General features: G+C 60.1%; 16 protein-coding genes. 6 read left to right on the forward strand and 10 right to left on the reverse strand.

The annotated features are described in order from the left end of the window. Positions 1-118: 118 nt before the first annotated feature. Entirely contained in the window at positions 119-997 is an 879-nt protein-coding gene (locus BN1137_RS13390; RefSeq protein ID WP_050719082.1) for a hypothetical protein, read from the reverse strand. A gap of 140 nt (positions 998-1,137) precedes the next feature. On the opposite strand from BN1137_RS13390, the gene BN1137_RS13395 reads away from it, so the two are divergent. After that, positions 1,138-1,485, forward strand: coding sequence for a hypothetical protein (locus BN1137_RS13395; RefSeq protein ID WP_050719083.1), 348 nt, complete (start codon positions 1,138-1,140; stop codon positions 1,483-1,485). Between the two features lie 25 nt (positions 1,486-1,510). On the opposite strand, the gene ppa is transcribed toward BN1137_RS13395, so the two are convergent. Beyond that, on the reverse strand, positions 1,511-2,044 hold the full coding sequence (gene ppa / locus BN1137_RS13400; RefSeq protein WP_033128795.1) for an inorganic diphosphatase: 534 nt from the start codon (positions 2,042-2,044) through the stop codon (positions 1,511-1,513). A 178-nt stretch (positions 2,045-2,222) separates the two neighbouring features. Between ppa and mpl the strand changes: the two genes are divergently transcribed. Continuing rightward, the gene (gene mpl, locus BN1137_RS13405) at positions 2,223-3,590 is read left to right on the forward strand and encodes a UDP-N-acetylmuramate:L-alanyl-gamma-D-glutamyl-meso-diaminopimelate ligase (protein ID WP_050719084.1); all 1,368 of its coding nucleotides are present in this window, start codon (positions 2,223-2,225) and stop codon (positions 3,588-3,590) included. 1 nt (position 3,591) lies between these two features. Beyond that, on the forward strand, positions 3,592-4,203 hold the full coding sequence (locus BN1137_RS13410) for a flavin prenyltransferase UbiX (protein WP_050719085.1): 612 nt from the start codon (positions 3,592-3,594) through the stop codon (positions 4,201-4,203). Positions 4,204-4,278: 75 nt separating this feature from the next. Here BN1137_RS13410 and BN1137_RS13415 read toward each other — a convergent pair whose 3' ends face one another. Next, the gene (locus BN1137_RS13415) at positions 4,279-4,893 is read right to left on the reverse strand and encodes a TetR/AcrR family transcriptional regulator (RefSeq protein WP_050719086.1); all 615 of its coding nucleotides are present in this window, start codon (positions 4,891-4,893) and stop codon (positions 4,279-4,281) included. Positions 4,894-5,094: 201 nt separating this feature from the next. On the opposite strand from BN1137_RS13415, the gene hpt reads away from it, so the two are divergent. The 3 genes from hpt (at position 5,095) to BN1137_RS13430 (ending at position 7,474) form a co-directional block, all read left to right on the forward strand. Then, entirely contained in the window at positions 5,095-5,625 is a 531-nt protein-coding gene (gene hpt / locus BN1137_RS13420) for a hypoxanthine phosphoribosyltransferase (protein WP_042653310.1), read from the forward strand. Positions 5,626-5,736: 111 nt separating this feature from the next. Further along, positions 5,737-6,654: an ABC transporter ATP-binding protein gene (locus tag BN1137_RS13425; protein ID WP_050719087.1), complete on the forward strand. Its 918-nt coding sequence runs from the start codon at positions 5,737-5,739 to the stop codon at positions 6,652-6,654. Positions 6,655-6,700: 46 nt separating this feature from the next. Further along, positions 6,701-7,474 carry an ABC transporter permease gene (locus BN1137_RS13430; RefSeq protein ID WP_050719088.1) on the forward strand — a complete coding sequence of 258 codons (774 nt, stop codon included), beginning with the start codon at positions 6,701-6,703 and terminating at the stop codon, positions 7,472-7,474. Between the two features lie 55 nt (positions 7,475-7,529). Here the strand turns inward: BN1137_RS13430 and BN1137_RS13435 are convergent, their stop codons facing one another. From BN1137_RS13435 to dksA, 7 genes are all read right to left on the reverse strand, one after another. After that, complete coding sequence (locus BN1137_RS13435; RefSeq protein WP_050719089.1) at positions 7,530-7,877, reverse strand: putative quinol monooxygenase; 348 nt, start codon at positions 7,875-7,877, stop codon at positions 7,530-7,532. A 17-nt stretch (positions 7,878-7,894) separates the two neighbouring features. After that, positions 7,895-8,752: a pantoate--beta-alanine ligase gene (gene panC, locus BN1137_RS13440; RefSeq protein WP_050719090.1), complete on the reverse strand. Its 858-nt coding sequence runs from the start codon at positions 8,750-8,752 to the stop codon at positions 7,895-7,897. Between the two features lie 102 nt (positions 8,753-8,854). Then, positions 8,855-9,649 carry a 3-methyl-2-oxobutanoate hydroxymethyltransferase gene (gene panB, locus BN1137_RS13445; protein WP_050719091.1) on the reverse strand — a complete coding sequence of 265 codons (795 nt, stop codon included), beginning with the start codon at positions 9,647-9,649 and terminating at the stop codon, positions 8,855-8,857. Between the two features lie 110 nt (positions 9,650-9,759). Continuing rightward, complete coding sequence (folK, locus tag BN1137_RS13450; protein WP_050719092.1) at positions 9,760-10,257, reverse strand: 2-amino-4-hydroxy-6-hydroxymethyldihydropteridine diphosphokinase; 498 nt, start codon at positions 10,255-10,257, stop codon at positions 9,760-9,762. 7 nt (positions 10,258-10,264) lie between these two features. Beyond that, on the reverse strand, positions 10,265-11,740 hold the full coding sequence (pcnB, locus tag BN1137_RS13455; protein WP_050719125.1) for a polynucleotide adenylyltransferase PcnB: 1,476 nt from the start codon (positions 11,738-11,740) through the stop codon (positions 10,265-10,267). A gap of 300 nt (positions 11,741-12,040) precedes the next feature. Then, the gene (gene gluQRS / locus BN1137_RS13460; RefSeq protein WP_050719093.1) at positions 12,041-12,949 is read right to left on the reverse strand and encodes a tRNA glutamyl-Q(34) synthetase GluQRS; all 909 of its coding nucleotides are present in this window, start codon (positions 12,947-12,949) and stop codon (positions 12,041-12,043) included. A 113-nt stretch (positions 12,950-13,062) separates the two neighbouring features. After that, a complete protein-coding gene (gene dksA / locus BN1137_RS13465; protein WP_005329052.1) occupies positions 13,063-13,512 on the reverse strand; it encodes an RNA polymerase-binding protein DksA in 450 nt (149 codons plus the stop codon). Between the last annotated feature and the right edge of the window lie 98 nt (positions 13,513-13,610).

Genomic DNA, 13,610 nt, shown 5'->3' on the forward strand with positions numbered 1-13,610 from the left:
AATGGTGCAGGCTCGAGTGACGCTGCTGGTAAGCGCAGGTCTCTGCTCGCAAGGGCGGTCAGGATGGCACGCAGTCGATAAAAATCAATTTGTTATCAACTGGTTTGATGAGTTGAACTCAGTAGAGCGGTTCACTGACCAGCGGGATCTGGGCCATGGTCATCTGCTGAGCCAGCAGAGGAGAGCCGGTCAGCAACACATGGCGTTGGTTGTCGATCACCACTGTGTCGCCTTTCAGCCCGCTATCGGCGGTGATGGCGAGCCAGGCCGGCGAGACGCTGCCGATGCTGATGTTGGGATAGATGATGCTGAGCATGTACTGGGGCGCCAGCTCGGCCAGCAGGCTGGCCATCAGCAGCGCCTTCTCGTCGCTGTCGGCCTTGTTGTCCTGCAGTGCCTGCAGGGGCGGGGCGAAGTGATCCATCTGCTCAGGGGGAGTGGGGATGGCGTTCAACCACTCCTGCAGCAGATGCACGCTGGTGGCGAGATCCTTGGCCGAGAACTGCTGGGCCAGCGGCTTCAGATCCCCCTTGAATTGGTAGAACAGCTGGGAGTAATTGGGCCTCACACAGGGCAGTTTGCGATTGGCCGGATGCACGCAGGGAAGTACCCGCATCTCATAGAAGGCATCTTCCTGATATTGCTGATAGGCCAGCCAGAACTGGGTCGACTCCTGGCTGTCGTCATGCAGGGTGAAGGCTTGCTCCAGATTGCGAAACTTGGTGGCGGTCTCGGGGCTGCTCTGGTTGATCTGGTTGATGCTGTTGTAGAGCCGAGGGCTGATATAGGAGTAGAGAGTCTCTAGCGGATAGTTGAGAGAGGCGTCGAGCAGGGTCATCTCGTGGCGACTGGCGGAGATAACGCGCTCATCCGTATTCAGCTGCAGGTGCTTCTGTTGACCATCGGCGGACAGCCATTGCCAGCTGAAACTGACCTCCTGAGCGTTGGCCACAGTGCCAAATACTAGACTCCACAGCAGGCCCTGTGCCAGTTTCATGATGATGCCTCCTGCGCCGATAGATAATAAACAACTAGGTGAGACGGCTGAATTTGGATTACTTCAATTGCATTGAATTTGGTAATAGTCTGATAAAGCTTTAAATTTAATTTTTAAAATAAGTCGCACGGGGAACGATCATGAAGCCTATTTCGATGCTCTTGCTGATATCTGTCACGCTACCGGCCCTGGCGGGGCAGGTTTTCGTCAATCAGGGCATGTCCACGGCGGACACCTTTGCCCTGCGGGATCAGCTGGCGCGGGAACATGAATGGCAGGAGTGGCTGCGTTTCCAGCAGGCGGTCAAATGGTTGGAAGTTCTGCCGGTCAACTGCGATCTGGTAGGCGGTGCAGGCGGTGACTACCGCTGTGGTGATGACTACTATCGCCCCTATCGGCAGAATGGGCGCGACCTCTATATACAGGGGGATCCGGCCGGGGTGATGCCGGGTCAGCACCCGCAGCGAGGTATAAAAAAGGCGCCCTGAGGCGCCTTTTTTGCGAGAGATACGCTTACTTGGCGGCAGCGTAACGCTCGGCAGAGGTGACGATCTCGGCTTCGGCGGCAGCCTTGTCGCCCCAACCTTCCACCTTGACCCATTTGCCTGCTTCCAGCTCTTTGTAGCGCTCGAAGAAGTGCTGGATCTGGGCTTTCAGCAGCTCAGGCAGATCGTTCACATCCTTGATGTGATCGTATTGCTTGGTCAGCTTGGAGTGCGGAACGGCCACGATCTTGGCATCTTCGCCAGATTCGTCGGTCATCTTCAGCACGCCGACCGGGCGGCAGCGAATGACGGAACCAGCCAGCAGCGGGTAAGGAGTCGGTACCAGCACATCGACCGGATCCCCATCCAGAGACAGAGTCGCGTTCACGTAGCCGTAGTTGCACGGGTAGAACATCGGGGTGGACATGAAGCGATCAACGAAGATGGCACCGCTGTCTTTGTCGACTTCGTATTTGATCGGGTCGGCGTTTTGCGGGATTTCGATGATGACGTAGATGTCGTCAGGCAGGCTCTTGCCAGCCGGTACCAGGTTCAGGCTCATGACGTTTCCTTTGCGTGTTGGAGTCAAGTTTGCAGGCCGATATTATAGCGATGTCGAAACAAATGACCATATTTCGCGGCCACTGCGACAGACTTGGTGTCCGTCATGCTGCTTGGGTCTGCCAAATCGTTGCCAGCTTGGTAGAATGCGCACTCCCTTTACTGGAAAAGGCAGTGGTATGCACATTCATATTCTCGGGATCTGCGGCACCTTCATGGGTGGTCTGGCGGTGTTGGCAAAGCAGCTCGGTTACCGGGTGACCGGCTCGGACGCCAACGTGTATCCCCCCATGAGCACCCAGCTCGAGCAGCAGGGCATCGAGTTGACCGAGGGTTATGATCCGTCCCAGCTCAGCCCCGCGCCGGATCTGGTGGTGATCGGCAACGCCATGAGCCGTGGCAACCCCTGCGTGGAATATGTGCTGGATCGCAACCTGCCTTATATCTCGGGCCCGCAGTGGCTGCTCGAGCATGTGCTGAAAGATCGCTGGGTGCTGGCCGTGGCGGGCACCCATGGCAAGACCACCACCGCCAGCATGCTGGCCTGGGTGCTGGAGTACGCCAAGCTGGAACCTGGCTTCCTCATCGGTGGCGTGCCGGGTAACTTCCCGGTCTCCGCCCGCTTGGGCGACGCCCCCTTCTTCGTCATCGAGGCGGACGAGTATGACTGCGCCTTCTTCGACAAGCGCTCCAAGTTTGTGCACTACCATCCGCGCACCCTGATCATGAACAACCTGGAGTTTGACCACGCGGACATCTTCCCGGATCTCGCCGCCATCCAGCGCCAGTTCCATCACCTGATGCGCACCGTGCCAAGCAATGGCCGGGTGCTGTTCCCACAGGCCGATCACAATCTCAGCGCCGTGCGTGAGATGGGCTGCTGGAGCGAGGTGGAGCTGGTAGGTCAGGACGACGCCAAGTGGAAGGCGGTCAAGCTGGCGGATGACGGCTCGGTGTTCGAGGTGTGGCTCGATGGCGTCAAGCAGGGCGAGGTGCACTGGGAGTGCATCGGCGAGCACAACGTCAACAATGGCCTGATGGCCATCGCCGCAGCCCGTCATGCCGGTGTCATGGTGAAGCACGGGATTGCCGCCCTGTGCCTGTTCAAATCCCCCAAACGGCGCATGGAGCTCAAAGGCGAGGTAGCCGGTGTCAGCGTCTATGACGACTTCGCCCATCACCCGACCGCCATCGAGACTACCCTCGGCGGCCTGCGTGCCAAGGTGGGCAAGGCCCGCATCCTGGCGGTGCTGGAGCCGCGCTCCAACACCATGAAGCTGGGTGTGCACAAGGCAGAGCTGGCCGCTTGCTTCGACGGCGCCGACCAGGTGTTCTTCTTCCAGCCCTCCAATATCGGCTGGGATCTGGGGGAGGTGACGAGTCATATGCGTCGCCCGGCGACCGTGTTTGGCGAGCTGGATGCGCTGATCGCGCAACTGGTGGCCGAGAGCCGTCCGGGGGATCATATTCTGATCATGAGCAACGGCGGCTTTGGCGGTATTCATGACAAACTGCTTGCCCGCCTCCAGCAGAAGATCGCGAGTTAACATGGATAAACAGATCACTTTGGCGCTGACGGGGGCTTCTGGCGCTCCCTATGCACTGCGTTTGCTCCAATGCCTGGTACAAGCCGATTATCGGGTCTATCTGCTGGCCTCCTCGGCCGCCCGAGTGGTGCTCAAAACCGAGCAGCAGGTGGATTGGCCGGGCTCCCCCAAGGAGCTGTCTGCCTATCTGTGCCGCCAATATGGTGCAAAGGAGGGGCAGATAGTGGCTTGCGGCAAGGAGGAGTGGTTTTCGCCGGTGGCGTCGGGGTCGGCGGCGCCCAAGCAGATGGTGGTCTGTCCCTGCTCCATGGGCACTGTCTCCGCCATCGCCAACGGCACCTCCGACAATTTGCTGGAGCGGGCGGCGGACGTGGTGATCAAGGAGCGCGGTCAGCTCATCCTGGTGCCGCGAGAGAGCCCGTTTTCGGCGATCCATCTGGAGAACATGCTGAAACTGGCGCGGCTCGGGGTGACCATCATGCCGGCGGCCCCCGGTTTTTATCACGAGCCCAAGAGCATCGAGGATCTGGTGGATTTCATGGTGGCGCGGATCCTGGATCACCTCGGTATCAAGCAGAGCCTGACCGAGCGCTGGGGCTATGCCAAGCCTTGATGTGAGCGGATAGCAGACAAACAAAAGCGGCGCCGACCACAAGAGTCCGGCGCCGCTTTTTATTGGCGAGGCGGGTTATGCCGCCTGGATGGGGGCCGTCACATACTTGAACAGGAAATCAGTCACCTCTTCCCGGGATGGGCGTTGCGGTTGATTGATCATCTGCATCATGACATAGCCAAACCCGGTCAGGGAGCGGGCCAGATCCTGCGCCGACAGCACGCTCTGGATCTCGCCACTGTCCATAGCTGCTTGCAGGTGGGAGGCGATGCGTTCCAGCGCCTTGTCCAGCAAGCGGGTGTAGCGGGGCCAGACTTCTTCCCGCACCGATGAACTCCATTCCAGCCAGATACTGGCATGGTCCGGTCTGTCATAGGCGGCATCGACGAACAGCTTCACGTGACGGTGAATGCTGTCGTTGACCGGGCCCTGGCCAGCATAAGCCTGCTCGAGGATTTGTTGCACAAAGCCCTCGATCTCGGCCAACACCTCATCGACCAGATCTTCCCGGGTGTTGAAGTAGTTGAACACGGTCGCGACCGATACCTTGGCCTGCTCTGCGATCTCGGCATGTCCCGCACGGCCAATGCCGCGACGGGAGAATACCTCGATGGCACACTCCATTAGTTGATCACGGCGAGCCTCCGGCGAAAGCCGGGTCCGACGTCTTATTTCTGCGCGTGGTTCCATAGTTTTTTCATCTAATAGTTATTGATTATGGTGTTTATAGTATTGTCACCGATAATGCCGAAAGGCTTGCTAACTCTATCAATTAAAATAAGCCGATAAAAGCATCACGTATGCCTGACGCCTTAGGGCTGTAATGGTAGAATCCTCGGTTTTGATGTTAATGAACGGCCAATAACCCTTTGGCCATTAATGGAGTATGTGATGAAACACACTGTCGAGGTGATGATCTCCGAGGCCGACGTGGCCGCCCGGATCGCCAAATTGGGTGAAGAGATCACCGCCCGTTACCAGGGTTCCGATGAAGTGGTCATGATTGGCCTCTTGCGCGGCTCCTGTGTCTTCCTGGCCGATCTGTGCCGTCAGACCCAACTGCCCATCACCCTGGACTTTATGACCGCCTCCAGCTATGGCTCCGGCATGCACAGCACCCGTGACGTGCGCATCCTCAAAGATCTGGATGATGACATCAAGGGCAAAGACATCGTGCTGGTCGAAGACATCATCGATACCGGCTACACCCTCAACAAGGTGCGCGAGATCCTCTCTCTGCGTGAGCCAAAATCTCTGGCCATCTGTACCCTGCTGGACAAGCCGTCCCGCCGTGAGGTGCATGTGCCGGTCGACTGGATCGGTTTCTCCATTCCGGACGAATTCGTGGTGGGCTGTGGTATCGACTACGCCCAGAAGTATCGTAATCTGCCGTTTATCGGCAAGGTAGTTCCGCAAGAATAAGCCAGGCTCGGAAGTGACAAAGGCAGGATGGCCGCCCGCCATCGACTGTCTACAGGCGGCCTTGGCCGCCTTTTCTGTCTCGAGATGGGCTATTCCATCACAGGGGTTGCAATGAACGCATTGGAAATCAGCGGCCTGAAAAAGACCTATCAGGGGGGCATCGAAGCCCTTAAGGGCATCGATCTCACCGTCAAGCAGGGGGACTTCTTCGCCCTGCTCGGCCCGAACGGGGCGGGCAAGTCCACCACCATCGGCATCATCAGTTCGCTGGTGAACAAGAGTGCCGGCAAGGTGAAGGTATTCGGCTACGATATCGACGGCCAGCTGGAGCATGCCAAGGCCCAGCTCGGTCTGGTGCCGCAAGAGTTCAACTTCAGCCAGTTCGAGAAGGTGAGCCAGATAGTCACCCATCAGGCCGGTTTCTATGGCGTGCCGAGCGGCGAGGCCAAGGTGCGCGCCGAGAAATACCTGCGTCAGCTCGATCTGTGGGACAAGCGCGACATGGCGGCCCGCACCCTCTCCGGCGGCATGAAGCGCCGTCTGATGATCGCCCGCGCCCTGATGCATGAGCCCAAGCTGCTGATCCTGGATGAGCCGACCGCCGGGGTCGACATCGAGATCCGCCGCTCCATGTGGCAGTTCCTGCAACAGCTCAACGAGCAGGGCGTCACCATCATACTCACCACCCACTACCTGGAAGAGGCGGAGATGCTGTGCCGCAACATCGGCATCATCGACAAGGGGCGGCTGATTGAAAATACCAGCATGAAAAACCTGCTCGGCAAGCTGGGCCGCGAGACCTTCATGCTGGACCTGGCCCCCGGCTCCGCCGTGCCCAATGTGCCCGAGTTTCAGGGCCGCATGCAGGATGAGCGCACCCTGGAGGTGGATCTGGACAAGAGCCAGTCCCTCAACAGCCTGTTTGAGCAACTCTCCGCCCAGGGCGTGCAGGTGCTCAGCATGCGCAACAAGGCCAACCGGCTGGAAGAGTTGTTCGTCAATCTGGTGGAAGAGGGTCGCAAGGCATGAATTTCAAGATTGAGTGCATCACTTTGCTGATAGAGGGTTGTAATCCATGAACGCCAACACCTATTACATCGCCTTCAAGAGCATATTGACCAAGGAAGTGGTGCGTTTCACCCGGATCTGGCTGCAGACGCTGGTGCCGCCGGCCATCACCATGAGCCTCTACTTCGTCATCTTCGGCAACCTCATAGGTTCGCGCATCGGTGAGATGGGGGGCTTCAGCTACATGGAGTTCATCGTGCCCGGCCTCATCATGATGTCGGTCATCACCAACGCCTACTCCAACGTTGCCTCCTCCTTCTTTAGCGCCAAGTTCCAGCGCAACGTGGAGGAGCTGCTGGTGGCGCCGGTGCCGAACTACGTCATCATCGCCGGTTACGTGGGCGGTGGGGTGGCCCGTGGCCTCTGTGTCGGCCTCATCGTCACGCTAGTGTCGCTGTTCTTCGTGCCGCTGCAGATCCATCATCTGTTCAGCGTCTGCTTCACCGTGCTGCTGACCGCCATCCTGTTCTCGCTGGCGGGGCTGATCAACGCGGTGTTTGCCAAGACCTTCGACGACATCAGCATCATCCCGACCTTCGTGCTGACGCCGCTCACCTACCTTGGCGGGGTATTTTACTCCATTACCCTGCTGCCGCCGTTCTGGCAGGGGGTCTCCCAGGTGAACCCGATCATCTACATGGTGAACGCGTTCCGCTACGGCTTCCTCGGCATCTCGGACGTGCCGCTCGGCACCGCCTACCTCATCATCATCGGCTTTATTGTGGTGTTCTACGCCCTGGCCTGGTGGCTCATCTCCCGCGGCACCGGGCTGCGGCACTGAGTTTCAGCCATGAAAAAGGCGCCTGCGGGCGCCTTTTCTTTGCTCATCGCCCGCTTCAGAGGGCAGGGGCATCGTAGCCTTCGGGCTCGTCGCTGTAGATGCAGACGTTCCACTTGGCCGCCAGGCCGTCATCGGCGAGGCAATAGCGCTCGAAGAACGCCTTGATCTCGGCACGCTGGCAGTGCGCCTCGAAGCTCGCCATGTCGCGCCAGATCTCGTTGAAGGCGATGGGGAAACTCTCGCCACCGGCGAAGGGGCTAGGGATGTGGCGGGTGACAATGTACTGCTGGCAGCCATCCTCTCGCAGGGTGTTGGGCTCCAGCCCCTGCAACACCTGGAACAGGGCCTGCTCCTGACCCTCTTTGGGCTGGAACTGGGCGATGCAATAAACCTTCTTGGACATAACAATTTCCTCTGGGATCAGGCCTGCTGGCGGGTGACCACGCGGTTGTCGATGAGACGGGCCTTGCCGAGATAGGCCGCCATCAGGATCACCAGCCGTTCGCTGCTGGCGCTGGCTGATTCCAGGGTATCGGCATCGACGATGTCGATGGCATCGGTCTGGAAACCGGCGTTGTCGAGGCGCTGGCTGGCCTGGGCCACCAGAGAGGGCAGGTGGTGATCGCCAGCTTCAATCTGCTCGGCAATCCAGTTCATAGTACGGGCCAGCTCGGGGGCCAGGGCGCGCTCGGCGGCGCTGAGATAGCCGTTGCGCGAAGAGAGCGCCAGGCCATCGTCGGCTCGCACCGTGGGCACGCCGACGATCTGCACCGGCATGGCCATGTCTGCCACCATCTTGCGGATCAGTGCCAGCTGCTGGTAATCCTTCTGGCCGAAGCAGGCCACGTCCGGCTGCACCAGATTGAACAGCTTGGCGACGACGGTGCTGACACCACGGAAGTGACCGGGACGCAGGGCGCCTTCCAGCAGGCCGGAGAGGCCAGGCACCTCGACGAAGGTCTGGCTGGCCAGACCCTGGGGATACATCAGCTCGGGGGTCGGGGTGAACACCAGATCCACGCCGGCGGCTTGCAGGGCGGCGCAGTCCTGCTCCAGGGTGCGCGGGTAGTTGGCGAGATCCTCGGCCTTGTCGAACTGCAAGGGATTGACGAAGATGCTGACCACCACCTTCTCGCCGTGGCTGCGGGCCTGTTCAACCAGAGTGAGATGGCCCTGATGCAGATTGCCCATGGTGGGCACGAATGCGATGACGCGCCCTTCGCGGCGCCATTGACCGATCTGCTCACGCAGCGCGGCGGGATTATTAACGACCAACATCAGCAATTCACCTTCAGATATATCAAAGAGAGGGACGAAATCGACCAGGTAAGAATAGCGAAGCGGGGGCCTGTGCCCCCGCTCTTGCCCTGAGGCGTGTAATCAGTTGAAGCAGTGTTCGGGGCCCGGGAAGGTGCCTTCGCTGACCTCCTTCACATAGAGGCGGATGGCGGCATGCATGTCACCGGTCTCGGCCAGGAAGTTCTTGGTGAACTTGGGCACATAGCCGGAGGTGATGCCGAAGGCATCGTGCATCACCAGGATCTGGCCGTCGGTGGCGGGACCGGCCCCGATGCCGATGACCGGGATGCGCAGCGCCTTGGTGATGCGCTCGGCCAGGGCGACCGGTACGCATTCCAGTACTAGCAGCTGGATGCCGGCGGCTTGCAGCTCGAGGGCCTGACGATACATCTCCTGCGCCTGGAACTCGTCGCGGCCCTGGATCTTGAAGCCACCAAACACGTGTACGGACTGCGGGGTCAGGCCGAGGTGACCGCAGACCGGCACGCCGTTGCGGGTCAGGTGGCGGATGCTGTCACACAGCCAGTCGCCCCCTTCCATCTTCACCATGCGAGCGCCAGCAGCCATCAGGCGGGCGGCATTCTGGTAGGTCTGCTCCGGGGTGGCGTAGCTCATGAACGGCATGTCGCTCACCACCAGCGCCTTGCTGGTGCCACGCACCACGCAGCGGGTGTGGTAGACCATCTCATCCATGTTGACGCCCAGGGTGTCTTCCCCCCCTTGCAGCACCATGCCGAGAGAGTCACCGATCAGCAGCACCTGAGCGCCTTCATCGTCAAACAGCTTGGCGAAGCTGGCGTCATAGGCGGTGATGGCGGTGATTTTTTGGCCGTCTTGCTTCATCTTCAGCAGGCCTGTGGTGGTGATCTTGCTCATAACGTTGCTCCTACTCGCCCATCAGGGTAGCGATGGCGGTGAATGACTGACGGGGTGATGCTGGTTGCAGCAAGAGGGCGGTGGCTATCTGGCACATGGCATCGACTCGTCTACGCACCCGTGGCGTCGGCAATGATCTCGAGACCATTGCGCGGGCAGCGGGCGACCAGTTCGGCGAGCGGGGTACCGCAGGGCAGTACCAGAGCGGGTGCAAGTTCGGCGAGAGGGAGCAGGACGAATTCCCGCTCCTTCATGCCGTAGTGGGGAACGGTCAGGCGTTCATGCTGGATGCGTTGCTCGCCATAGAGCAGCAGATCCAGATCCAGGGTCCTTGGACCCCAACGCTCGTCCTTGCGCACACGTCCCTGTTCCAACTCGATTCTTTGCAATTCATCCAGCAAGGCCAGGGGGCCGAGCCGGGTGTGCAGTCGCACCACGGCATTGACGTAGTCCGGCTGATCGGCAGGGCCCATGGGGCGGCTGCCGTAAAGTGGCGAGGCCTGTTGCAGCTCGGTCTGCGGCAGCGCCGCCAACGCGATGACGGCGCGCCTGGCCTGGGCGATGGGATCCCCCAGGTTGGAGCCGATGGCAACGAAGACCTCGGTCATCAGAGGATCACTCGGCCGCTTTGGGTTTGCGGCGGCGGGGACGACGGCGATTGCGGCTGTTGGTGCCACGTTTCTCACCGTCACCGCTACGCGGTTCAGTGGCCGGGGCGCGTTCACCGCTCGCAGGACGACGAGTCGCTTCCCGCTGCAGCTGCGGGCGCACATCCGGGTTGGATTCCACATAGCGCTCCCACCAGCTGGCGAGCTCGCCCAGGCCCCGTTCGACCCGGTTGCGCAGCAACAGGAAGTCAAAGGCCGCGCGGAACTTCGGATGCTCCATGGCGCGTTCTGGGTGACGGCCTTGGCGACGAGTCAGTCGCTGCTGCAGTGCCCAGATGTCACGTACGTCCGTGGTGAAGCGGCGCGGCACGGCGATGATGCGCACCTGAGCGTCCAGCACTTCGTTGATGGCCAGCATGAAAGCATCGTGCCAGGGCAGGCCGCTCTCATTTTCCAGCACACGGGCGCGGGCTTCGACCGCTCCCCACAGCAGGGCGGCGTAGAGGAAGGCGGGGGTAACCCGCTTGTCTTCACGCACCCGGGTGTCGGTGTCGGTCAGGGCATGCTCGATGAACTGCTCGAACGGCGAGTTGCCGTGCGGGGTGAACAGCGCGGCGACCTGCGGGAACAGCGGCTGGAACAGCCCGTATTCGCGCAGCAGCTTGTAGGTCGCCAGACCATCGCCGGCGAGGAACAACTTGAGTGTCTCTTCAAACAGGCGGGCGGCGGGAATGTCCTGCAGCAGCGGTGCCAGCTCCTTGATGGGAGCGGCGGTGCGTGGGCTGATGGTCATGTCCAGCTTGGCGGCGAAGCGCACGGCGCGCAGCATCCGCACCGGATCTTCCCGGTAACGGGTCTCGGGGTCACCGATCAGCTCCAGCTTGCGCTGGGCGAGATCCTCGATGCCACCCTCGAAATCGTGCAGGGTGAAGTCCCGGGCACTGTAGTAGAGGGCGTTGACGGTAAAGTCACGGCGCTCGGCATCCTCTTCGATGGTGCCATAGACGTTGTCACGCAGCAGCATGCCTTCATCCGACTGGGCCGACACATGCTTGCTGGTATTGACCTGATGGTGGTGACCCCGGAAGGTGGCCACTTCGATCACGTCACGACCAAAGACGATGTGAGCCAAGCGGAAGCGGCGGCCGATCAGGCGGCAGTTGCTGAACAATGCCTTGATCTGCTCCGGCGTCGCGTTGGTGGCGATGTCGAAATCCTTTGGCGTCTTCCCGAGCAGAATATCCCGAACTCCACCACCGACCAGGTAGGCGTCATAGCCGCCCTTGTTCAGGCGGTAGAGCACCTTGAGTGCATTCTCGCTGATCTCTTTGCGCGAGATGGGGTGCTGGTCACGGCTTAAGGTACGACGCTGGCCGGCTACGTGGGCCGGCAGGGTTGATTCCACCGACTGCTCGCTGTCATCCTTGCCAAGCACCTTGCGGCAAAAGTTTGCGATCTGGGAAAAAATGGTACACCTCTTCATGACTTCAAATTGACGGGAGGCCAAAAAATAGCGGCCTATCATAGCTCAGGCTTGACCAAATGAGAAACTGTGCGGTCTGCTCACCTGGTTTGGACCTGCTTGCCTAAAAAATTGAGCGGTCTATTCATCTAGCTCAGGCTTGATCAAATGAGAAACTGTGCGGTCTGCTCACCTGGTTTGGACCTGCTTGTCTAAAAAATTGAGCGGTCTCTTCATCTAGCTCAGGCTTGACCAAATGAGAAACTGTGTGGTCAGTACCCTCAGTTTGGCTCTGGCCAGGTAAAAACGAGAGCGCTCCCTTTACTTGGTTTCCAGGGCCAACTTCTGTTGGCGGGGAACCCTATCCAGCCGCCAGTGTGCGATTCCCCAGCCGATCATCTCCTCGATGGTACAGGCCATCAGCTCGGCGGGTGGGCGCTGGCCGAGGAAGGCGAGCGCCTGCCACAGCGCCGGTCGCACCTCGTCCAGCGCCAGTGCCGGGGCGTGGTTCTGCTTGGAGAGCTTGTTGCCATCGGCCAGCACCGCCAGCGGCAAATGTACCCAGTCGGGCACGGTGGCTCCCAGGGTCTGGTAGAGTGCAATCTGGCGCACCGTGGGCTCCAGCAGATCGGCGCCGCGCACTATCTCGGTAATACCGCTGTCCATGTCATCCACCACTACCGCCAGGTTATAGGCGTAGAGCCCGTCCCGGCGGCGAACGATGAAGTCCTCCTCCGCCAGTTCGGCAGGCACCGCGATGCGGCCTTGCAGCGCATCGTCGAAATGGTAGACGGGCCTATGTTGGCGCAGCCGGGCGGCGCACTCCTCTGGCGGCAGCCCCAGGCTGCGGCAGTGACCGCCATAGAAGCCACCAGCGGCCATGATCTCGCGCCGGGTGCAGCGGCACCAGTAGAGATCTCCCGCCCGGTAGAGTCGCTCGATGATCTCGTCATAGCGGCCGTGGCGCTGACTCTGGAACATCACTTCCCCATCCCAGTAGAGGCCATGGGCCTCCAGGGTGCGGAGGATAAGCTCACTGGCGCCGACCATCTCCCGCGGCGGATCTATGTCTTCGATGCGTACCAGCCAGCGTCCCGCTTGCGACCTGGCCTGCAAGAAGCTGCCGAGGGCGGCAATCAGCGAGCCAAAGTGGAGCGGGCCCGAAGGGGAGGGGGCAAAACGGCCGACATAGGGTTGCGTGCGGGGCGAGGAAGCTGGAGTCATGACCATGGAGATTCGGGTGGGCGGTGCATTGAGGCAACATTCTGGGACTGTGGTGCTGAAAGCTCAATAAAAAAGGGAGCCCGCAAGCTCCCTTTTTCTGTCTATGTCGAGGGTCGGCATCAGCCAGCCATCTGCTTTTCCTTGATTTCAGCCAGCGTCTTGCAGTCGACACAGAGGTCGGCAGTCGGACGGGCTTCCAGGCGACGAATACCAATTTCGATACCGCAATGTTCGCAGTAACCAAAGTCGTCTTCTTCGAGGAGCAGCAAGGTCTTCTCGATCTTCTTGATCAGCTTGCGTTCACGGTCGCGGGTGCGCAGCTCGAGCGCGAACTCTTCTTCCTGCGCGGCGCGATCGACTGGATCCGGGAAATTGGCAGCCTCATCCTTCATGTGGTCAACGGTGCGGTCAACTTCCTGCATCAGTTGGTTACGCCAGGCTCCCAGGATCTTGCGGAAATGAACCTTCTGTTGGTCATTCATGTACTCCTCACCGGCTTTGACCTGGTAAGGCTCGACACCCGCAATGGCCAGGGGGCCCAGAGATTTCCTGTTTTCGCCTGTTGGCATGCCCTGTCTCCTAATTCAGCACGCGACTCGTGCCATCCGTAAATTGAGGGCGGTATCTATAGCAGAAGGGTCAACTGGAGGCAAACAAGCCTTACCAA

This window comes from Aeromonas tecta (genome assembly GCF_000820185.1).
Taxonomy (GTDB): Bacteria; Pseudomonadota; Gammaproteobacteria; order Enterobacterales; family Aeromonadaceae; genus Aeromonas; species Aeromonas tecta.